Origin of the sequence: Agromyces mediolanus (assembly GCF_014648575.1) — a bacterium.
In the GTDB taxonomy this organism is placed as follows: domain Bacteria; phylum Actinomycetota; class Actinomycetes; order Actinomycetales; family Microbacteriaceae; genus Agromyces; species Agromyces mediolanus.
The window spans coordinates 1-7,174 of sequence record NZ_BMRJ01000001.1; the positions used below are offsets into that span (position 1 = coordinate 1).

Annotated in this window: 7 protein-coding genes; 6 read left to right on the plus strand and 1 reads right to left on the minus strand. The window is 71.0% G+C overall.

Features of this window, described 5'->3' with window-relative positions; genetic code table 11:
• Positions 1-461 (plus strand): hypothetical protein (locus IEY71_RS18570; RefSeq protein ID WP_308426107.1); only part of this gene is annotated, 461 nt, incomplete at its 5' end.
• 72 nt (positions 462-533) lie between these two features.
• On the opposite strand, the gene purF is transcribed toward IEY71_RS18570, so the two are convergent.
• A complete protein-coding gene (gene purF, locus IEY71_RS00010) occupies positions 534-1,991 on the minus strand; it encodes an amidophosphoribosyltransferase (RefSeq protein WP_189083278.1) in 1,458 nt (485 codons plus the stop codon).
• 182 nt (positions 1,992-2,173) lie between these two features.
• Here purF and IEY71_RS00015 point away from each other — a divergent pair, with 182 nt between their 5' ends.
• The 5 genes from IEY71_RS00015 to IEY71_RS00035 form a co-directional block, all read left to right on the plus strand.
• Positions 2,174-3,376 carry an ROK family transcriptional regulator gene (locus tag IEY71_RS00015; protein ID WP_189083279.1) on the plus strand — a complete coding sequence of 401 codons (1,203 nt, stop codon included), beginning with the start codon at positions 2,174-2,176 and terminating at the stop codon, positions 3,374-3,376.
• Positions 3,373-4,323 carry a carbohydrate ABC transporter permease gene (locus IEY71_RS00020; protein ID WP_189083280.1) on the plus strand — a complete coding sequence of 317 codons (951 nt, stop codon included), beginning with the start codon at positions 3,373-3,375 and terminating at the stop codon, positions 4,321-4,323. Before IEY71_RS00015 ends, IEY71_RS00020 begins: the two co-directional genes overlap by 4 nt.
• Entirely contained in the window at positions 4,316-5,167 is an 852-nt protein-coding gene (locus IEY71_RS00025) for a carbohydrate ABC transporter permease (RefSeq protein WP_189083281.1), read from the plus strand. The genes IEY71_RS00020 and IEY71_RS00025 overlap by 8 nt, the downstream gene beginning before the upstream one ends.
• A gap of 75 nt (positions 5,168-5,242) precedes the next feature.
• Positions 5,243-6,484 carry an ABC transporter substrate-binding protein gene (locus tag IEY71_RS00030; RefSeq protein ID WP_189083282.1) on the plus strand — a complete coding sequence of 414 codons (1,242 nt, stop codon included), beginning with the start codon at positions 5,243-5,245 and terminating at the stop codon, positions 6,482-6,484.
• Between the two features lie 37 nt (positions 6,485-6,521).
• Positions 6,522-7,174, plus strand: a 653-nt coding sequence (locus tag IEY71_RS00035; RefSeq protein WP_229781461.1) for a glycoside hydrolase family 15 protein, incomplete at its 3' end; no start/stop codon positions are given.

Below are 7,174 nucleotides of genomic sequence, written 5' to 3' on the forward strand. Positions count from 1 at the left end.
TCGTGATGCTCGGTATCGGTATCGGCATGGCCGAGACGGTGTCGAACGAGCTCATCCTGACGAGCGCGCCGCCGGCGAAGGCATCCGCGCCGGTCCGGCCCGAGGCATCCGTCCAGCCCGAGGCATCCGCGCCCGTCGAGCCCGTCGTCGAGACCGAGACGAGCCGCGACGAGGTCGTCGTGCGCCGGGCCCCGCGCTACGGCGCCTTCCTGCTCGTCGGTGCGGTCGTGGGCGCGCTCGTCGCGCTCGTGCTCTCGCTCGCCTTCACGCCCGACCCCGACCGCGTCGCGCAGGACTTCACGTACGACCCGGGCCAGGTGTTCGGCTTCCTGCTGCTCGGCGGGGTCGCGATCGGGGCCGCGCTCGGCGCGCTCACCGCGCTCATCGTCGACCGCGCGCTCGCGCGCCGCACGAAGCGGGTCGTCGCCGAGCGCGACGAGACGCACCGCGTCGACGACTGACGGAGCTCCCGCACGCTCTCGACGACTTGCCCGACGTTCATGAAAGTCGGGCAAGTCGAGAGGTGAGACGGCTCAGCTGAGCTGCGTGCGCTCGACCCAGTCGAGGTACTCGGGGGTGACCGTGCCCGTGACGTACTCGCCCGTGAAGCAGGAGAGGTCGAGCTCGGTGATCGGGGTGCCCTCGGTGATCGCGGCCTGCAGGTCGGCGACCTCCTGGAAGATCATGTGGTCGGCACCCAGCTCGGCGGCGATCTCGGGGATCTTGCGGCCGTGCGCGATGAGCTCCTGTCGGCTCGGCATGTTGATGCCGTAGACGTGCGGGTATCGCACGGGCGGGGCCGCCGAGGTGAACGTCACCTTGTTGGCGCCGGCGTCGCGGGCCATCTGCACGATCTGCTGCGAGGTGGTGCCGCGCACGATCGAGTCGTCGACGATGAGGATGTTCTTGCCCTTGAACTCGGTGCCCATCGCGTTGAGCTTCTGCCGCACGGAGCGCTTGCGCTCGGCCTGCCCCGGCATGATGAAGGTGCGGCCGACGTAGCGGTTCTTGTAGAAGCCCTCGCGGTACTCGATGCCGAGCTTCTGCGCCACCTGCATCGCCGCGGGCCGGGAGGAGTCGGGGATGGGCATGACGACGTCGATGTCGCCGAGCGGCATGTGCGTGGCGATGGTGTCGGCGAGGCGGTTGCCCATGCGCAGCCGCGCCTCGTAGACGGAGATGCCGTTCATCACCGAGTCGGGGCGGGCGAGGTAGACGTACTCGAAGGAGCACGGCACGAGGCGCGGGTTCGTCGCGCACTGCCGCGAGACCATGGTGCCGTCGAGGGCGATGAAGATCGCCTCGCCGGGCTCGACGTCGCGCACGATCTCGTAGTCGCCGTTCTCAAGCACGAGGGACTCGCTCGCGACGATCCACTCCTCCTTGCCGGCGTCGGTGAGGCGGCGGCCGAGGATCAGCGGACGGATGCCGAAGGGGTCGCGGAACGCGAGCAGGCCGTAGCCGGCGATCATCGAGATGACGGCGTAGGAGCCCTCGACGCGCTGGTGCACGGCCTCGACGGCGGCGAAGACCTGGTCGGGGTCGAGCTCGAGCCCGGTGATCTGGCTCTGCAGCTCGGTGGCGAGCACGTTCAGCAGCATCTCGGTGTCGCTCGTCGAGTTCACGTGCCGGCGGTCGATCGAGAACAGCTCGCGCGAGAGCTCGCGGGTGTTCGTGAGGTTGCCGTTGTGCACGAGGACGATGCCGTAGGGGGCGTTCACGTAGAACGGCTGCGCCTCCTCTTCACGCTCGGCGGCGCCCTTCGTCGTGTACCGCACGTGCCCGAGGCCCATGTTGCCGATGAGCGACCGCATGTCGCGGGTTCGGAAGCCCTCCCGCACCTGCCCGCGCGAGCGGATCATGTGGAACACAGGTCCGTCGGCGGTCGCGATGCCCGTCGAATCCTGGCCGCGGTGCTGCAGGAGCAGCAGGCTGTCGTAGATCTGCTGGTTGACCGGCTCGGTGGAGACGATGCCGACGATGCCGCACATGCGAGCGATGGCTCCTTGGGGGTGAAGGGGCGTCCGAGGTGGACCCGTCGATTCTCCCACACGCGCGGGCGAGCACGGCCCGCGCTGCGGGGTGCTCGGATGCGCACGACGCGGGACTTGCTATTCGGCTTTATTTAGTTCTAAATTAACACCACCGCCCGCCACACAGCAGAGAGGCTCAGATGGCGCACCGCACCAGCCCCCGCACCGACGTCACGCGTTCGGCGATCCTCGCGCAGCTCGGCGCCAACGGCCCGGCGTCGCGCGCCGACCTGGCCCGGTCGCTCTCCGTCTCGCCCGCGCTCGTCACCCAGCTCACGAAGGACCTGCTCGCCGACGGCCTCATCGCCGAGCTCGAGCAGGCGCCCTCGAGCGGCGGGCGGCCCGCGCGCATGCTCGGACTCGTGGCCTCCGCCGGTCGGGCGATCGGGGTCAAGGTCGTCGCCGATCACGTCGCCTTCGTCGAGGTCGGCATCGACGGCCGCGTGCTGCGCTCGGCGAGCGAACCCTTCGGCGCCATGGCGAGCACCTACCTCACCGAGCTCGTCGACCGCATCCGGCACTTCCTCGACGGCGGCGGGGGCGCGCCGCTCCTCGGCATCGGGGTGGGCGTCCCCGGCAGCGTCGACCAGCCCGGCAGCGGCGTGGTCGACGCCCCCGCCCTGGACTGGAGCAAGGTCGAACTCGGCGACGCCCTCCGCCGGGCGCTCGGCCTGCCCGTCATCGTCGAGAACAACGTGAACGCCCTCGCCGTCGCCGAACGGCTGTTCGGGCTCGGCCGCAGCCACGACCACTTCCTCGTCGTCACCATCGGCACGGGCATCGGCGCCGGCATCGTCGTCGACGGCGCCGTGCTCCGCGCCGCGAACGGCGGTGCCGGCGAGATCGGGCACATCCCCGTCGCCGAGGGGCCGCGCTGCCACTGCGGCAACGACGGATGCCTCGAAGCGCTCATCGGCGAGGCGGCCCTCGTCGCCCGGGCCCGCGCCGAGGGGATCATCTCCGCCACCGCGGGCATCGACGCGCTGCGGGCGGCGGCCGACGCGGGCGACGAGCGGGCGAGCCGCGTCTTCGGCGACGCCGGCGCGGTGCTCGGCCGCACGCTCGCGGGCGTCGTGCACACCATCGCCCCGGCCTTCATCGTCGTGCTCGGCGAGGGCACGGATGCCTGGCGGCACTGGTCGTACGGATTCGAGCCGGCGTTCCGCTCCCACCTCCTGCGCCACCTCCGCGGCATCCCGGTGGAGGTCGAGACCTGGCAGGACGAGAGCTGGGCGCAGGGCGCCGCCGCCCTCGTGCTCGCCACCCCCTTCGATGCGGACGCGGCCGGCGACCAGGCCCGACTCATCCGCGCCCGGCTCGTCGAGCAGGCCGGCCGGTCATGACCGCGACGCTGAGCCGCCCGGGGCGCGCCGCGCCTCCGGCCGTGCGGCGCGCGCCGTCGGGCGGCCGCACCCCCGCCGCCCGCCGCCGCTACGCGCTCACCGTGCTCGCCTTCCTGCTGCCGAGCGCCGTGCCGCTCGCGATGTTCGTGCTCGGGCCGATGGTCGCCGCCGCGTGGATCAGCCTCACCGACTGGAACCTGCTCGCCCCCGCGAACTGGGTCGGCTTCGACAACTACGCGAAGCTCCTCACCGACCCGAAGACGGGCGACGTCTTCCTGCACACCCTCGCCTACATCGCGGGGTACCTGCCCCTCGTGTACCTCGGCGGGCTCGCCATCGCGCTCGGCCTGAACACCGCCCTCCGCGGCCGGACGCTGCTCCGCGGCGTCTACTTCCTGCCCGTCGTGACCAGCTGGATCGTCGTCGCCCTCGTATGGCGCTGGCTGCTGAACCCGGCCAACGGCGTCGTCAACACGGTGCTCGCCTGGTTCGGCATCGACGGTCCCGGCTGGTGGACCGACCCCGCCTGGGCGATGCCCTCGATCATCCTCGCCTCGGCGTGGAAGGACCTCGGCTTCGTCATGGTGATCCTCCTCGCCGGGCTGCAGGCCATCGACCCGGCGCTGCTCGAAGCCGCGCGCGTCGACGGCGCCGGCTGGTGGCGGCGGCTCGTCTCCATCATCATGCCGTTGCTCTCGCCCGCCACCTTCTTCGTGATCGTGATCTCGCTCATCAACGGCTTCCAGGTGTTCGACCAGGTGTACGCGATGACGGGCGGCGGCCCCGGCGGCGCGACCCAGGTCGTCGTGCAGCAGATCTACGACCTGACGTTCCGCTACGGGCGGGCCGGCGAGGCATCCGCCCTGTCCTGGATGCTCTTCGTCGTCATCCTCGCGGTCACCGTCGTGCAGATCCGCGGCCAGCGCAAGTGGGTGAACTATGGCTGAGACGCTCGCGATCCGGACCGCCCGGCCGCGCCCCGTGCCGTGGCGGAGCATCCTGCTCCACCTCGTCATCGCGCTCGGGGCCGTGGCGATGTTCTTCCCCTTCTACTGGACGCTCGTCACCTCGCTGAACGCCGACAGCCGGCTCGACTCCGCGCCGACGCTGTGGCCGGCGGACCCGAGCCTCGAGGCCTATGCGACGCTCTTCACCCGGCTGCCCTTCGCCCGGGTGATCGGCAACAGCCTGCTGCTCGCGGTCGTCACGACGCTCGTACAGCTCTTCACGAGCGCGACCGCCGCGTATGCGTTCAGCCGGCTGCCGTTCCGCGGGCGCACGGTCGTGTTCGGGATCTACCTCGCGACGATGATGGTGCCGCTGCAGGTGCTCGTCGTGCCGCTGTTCGCCGAGCTCAAGGCCTTCGGCCTCGTCGACACCTACCTCGGCGCGCTGCTGCCGACCTTCGCGAGCGCCTTCGGCATCTTCCTGCTCCGGCAGGCGATGAACCAGGTGCCGACCGAGCTCGACGAGGCCGCCGCCCTCGACGGCGCCGGGCACTTCCGCATCTTCTGGACCGTGATGCTGCCGAACATCCGGCCCGCGCTCGCGACCCTCGCGGTGTTCGCCTTCATGGGCAGCTGGAACAGCTTCCTCTGGCCGCTCGTCGTGCTGCGCTCGCCGGAGGTGCAGACCCTGCCCGTCGCGCTCGCCGGGCTCCAGGGGCAGTTCACCACCCAGTGGGACGTCGTCATGGCCGGCTCCATCGTGAGCATCCTGCCGATGCTCGCCATCTACCTGTTCGCACAGAAGTACGTCATCCAGGGCGTCGCCAACACCGGGCTGAAGTAGTCCGGTCGCGGCGCGTCTGCACCACCCCAGCGATTCCCCCGCACCATCCCTCACACGATCGAAGGAGATTCCCGAATGAGGACCACCGCACTCGCCGCCGCCGGCATCGCCGCCGCGGCCGCCCTCGTGATGACCGCGTGCACCGCCGACGGCGGTCAGGCCGACGGCCCCGTCACGATCACGTACACCAACTTCATCTCGAACGACGGCAACGAGGAGAACCTGCAGAAGATCGTCGCCGCCTTCGAGGAGGAGCACCCCGACATCTCCGTCGAGGTGACCACCCTGCCCTACGCCGACTACGGCACCGCGCTGCAGACCGATCTCGCCGCGGGCACCGTCTCCGACGTGTTCGACCTCGAGTACGCGAACTACGCGCAGTACCAGGCGAACGGCGTGCTCGCCGAGATCCCGGTCGAGGACCCGAGCGTCTACCGCGAGAGCGTGCTCGAGGCCTACGCGACGGACGGCAAGCAGTACGCGCTGCCGAGCTCGTTCTCGACCGTGGTGCTCTTCTACAACTCGGACCTCTTCGACGCGGCGGGGCTCGAGTACCCCACGAGCGACTGGACCTGGGCCGACGAGCAGGCCGCCGCCGAGCAGCTCACCGACCAGGCCGCGGGCGTCTGGGGCGATCATCAGCCGGTCAGCTTCTACGAGTTCTACAAGGTGCTCGCGCAGAACGGCGGCGAGTTCCTCGACGAGTCGGGCACGAAGACCGCGTTCAACACCCCGGAGGGCGTCGAGGCGGCCGAGTGGCTCGTCGGCAAGAGCGGAACCGTCATGCCGACGGTCGAGCAGGGGCAGGGCACGCCCGACTTCGACACGAACCTGTTCTCCGACGGCAAGCTCGCGATGCTGCACACCGGCATCTGGATGTTCGGCGCCTTCGCCGACGTGCCGTTCGGCTGGGACATCGCGGTCGAGCCGGGCAACACCCAGCAGGCCAGCGCGCTCTTCTCGAACGCGGTCGGCGTCTCCTCGGGATCGAAGCACCAGGATGCCGCGGCCGAGTTCGCCCGCTTCCTCACCTCGAGCGACGTGATGGTCGAGACCCGCCTCGACGCGGGCTGGGAGCTGCCGGTGATCTCCGACGAGGCCGCGCTCGAGAGCTACCTCACCCTCGGCGACCCCGCCAACCGCCAGGCGGTCTTCGACTCGCTCGACCAGGTCGCGCTGCCGCCCGTCGTCGCGAAGGGCCAGCAGGAGATGCAGGACATCATGACCGAGGAGCTCGTCGAGGCCCAGGCCGGCCGCAAGACCGTCGAGGAGGCGCTGGCCTCCGCGAGCGAGCGCATCGACGCCGCGATCGGCTGACGCTCCACCCACCCCCGATACGAAAGCAGCACGACGCATGACCCTTCCCGTGACCGACCGTCGACCGTCGATCCCAGAGCTCGCCGAGCGGAGCGCCGATCTGATCGCCGCCCTGCAGCAGCCCGGCGGCGCGTACCCGGCGAGCCCGACCTTCTCCGCCTACGCCGGGTACAGCTGGTTCCGCGACGGCGCGTTCATCGCCGACGGGATGTCGGCGGCCGGCCGCGCGGAGTCGGCCGAGCGCTTCTTCGACTGGTGCGCCGGGGTGCTGGAGGCTCGGGCGGACCGGATCGCCGAGATCGTCGCCGCGGCCGAACAGGAGGCTCCGGTGCCCGACGCCGAGATGCTCGCCACCCGCTTCACCTTCGACGGCCGCGAGGGCGACGACGAGTGGTGGGACTTCCAGCTCGACGGCTACGGCACCTGGCTCTGGGCGCTCGGCGAGCACGTGCGCCGGCACGGGGCGGATGCCTCGCGCTGGCGCCGCGCGGTCGAGCTCTCGGTCGACTACCTCGTGGCCTCGTGGGACCGGCCGTGCTTCGACTGGTGGGAGGAGCACGCGCAGCACGTGCACGTCTCGACGCTCGGCTGCATCGCGGCTGGCCTGCGCGAGGCGGTCTCGCTCGGCGTGCTCGAGCCGGCGCGCGGCGAGGCGGCGGCCGCCGTCGAGGCCTCGGCGCTCGCCCGGCT

What these genes read in the sequence shown, in the direction of transcription:
- purF (WP_189083278.1), bottom strand. Translation starts at nt 1,991, where the DNA reads ATGTGCGGCATCGTCGGCATCGTCTCCACCGAGCCGGTCAACCAGCAG.
- IEY71_RS00015 (WP_189083279.1), top strand. Translation starts at nt 2,174, where the DNA reads ATGGCGCACCGCACCAGCCCCCGCACCGACGTCACGCGTTCGGCGATC.
- IEY71_RS00020 (WP_189083280.1), top strand. Translation starts at nt 3,373, where the DNA reads ATGACCGCGACGCTGAGCCGCCCGGGGCGCGCCGCGCCTCCGGCCGTG.
- IEY71_RS00025 (WP_189083281.1), top strand. Translation starts at nt 4,316, where the DNA reads ATGGCTGAGACGCTCGCGATCCGGACCGCCCGGCCGCGCCCCGTGCCG.
- IEY71_RS00030 (WP_189083282.1), top strand. Translation starts at nt 5,243, where the DNA reads ATGAGGACCACCGCACTCGCCGCCGCCGGCATCGCCGCCGCGGCCGCC.